Annotated in this window: 1 protein-coding gene; it reads right to left on the reverse strand. The window is 41.3% G+C overall.

Annotation, left to right across the window (positions count from 1 at the left end; translation table 11 throughout):
- Nucleotides 1-6: 6 nt before the first annotated feature.
- A complete protein-coding gene (tuf, locus tag DKK70_RS16355; RefSeq protein WP_034882428.1) occupies nucleotides 7-1,191 on the reverse strand; it encodes an elongation factor Tu in 1,185 nt (394 codons plus the stop codon).

A 1,191-nucleotide genomic window follows, 5' to 3' on the forward strand; every position in this document is an offset into this window, starting at 1 on the left:
CTTAAATTATTTGATAACTTTAGCAACAACACCAGCACCAACAGTACGACCACCTTCACGGATAGCGAAACGTAAACCGTCTGCCATTGCGATTGGGTGAATTAATGATACTGTCATTTTGATGTTATCACCTGGCATTACCATCTCTACGCCTTCTGGTAATTCGATAGTACCAGTTACGTCAGTTGTACGGAAGTAGAACTGTGGACGGTAACCTTTGAAGAATGGAGTATGACGACCACCTTCATCTTTACTTAGAATATACACTTCTGATTCAAAATCAGTATGTGGTGTGATTGAACCTGGTTTTGCTAATACTTGACCACGTTCGATTTCTTCACGTTTTGTACCACGTAGTAATACACCTACGTTCTCACCAGCACGACCTTCGTCTAGTAATTTACGGAACATTTCTACACCAGTACAAGTTGTTTTAGCTGTTGGTTTGATACCAACGATTTCAACTTCTTCACCAACTTTGATTACACCGCGCTCTACACGACCTGTTACTACTGTACCACGACCTGAGATTGAGAATACGTCTTCGATTGGTAATAAGAATGGTTTATCAATGTCACGCTCTGGTTCTGGGATATAAGTGTCTAATGCTTCTGCTAATTCAACAATTTTTTCTTCCCATGCTGCATCGCCTTCTAACGCTTTAAGCGCTGAACCACGAATTACTGGAGTATCGTCACCTGGGAAATCGTATTGAGATAGAAGTTCACGTACTTCCATTTCAACTAATTCTAATAACTCTTCATCATCAACCATATCGCATTTGTTTAAGAATACGATGATGTAAGGAACACCTACTTGACGACCTAAAAGAATGTGCTCACGAGTTTGTGGCATAGGACCATCAGTTGCTGCTACTACTAAGATAGCGCCGTCCATTTGTGCCGCACCAGTGATCATGTTTTTAACATAGTCAGCATGGCCCGGGCAGTCTACGTGTGCGTAGTGACGAGTTGGTGTATCGTATTCAACGTGTGAAGTGTTGATGGTAATACCACGAGCTTTTTCTTCTGGTGCGTTATCGATTTGATCGAATGCACGAGCTTGACCACCGTATTTTTTAGAAAGTACAGAAGTAATAGCTGCAGTTAAAGTTGTTTTACCATGGTCAACGTGGCCGATTGTACCAACGTTAACGTGGGGTTTTGTACGTTCAAATTTTTCTTTAGACAT

The organism is Gilliamella apicola, assembly GCF_003202655.1.
In the GTDB taxonomy this organism is placed as follows: Bacteria; Pseudomonadota; Gammaproteobacteria; order Enterobacterales; family Orbaceae; genus Gilliamella; species Gilliamella apicola_R.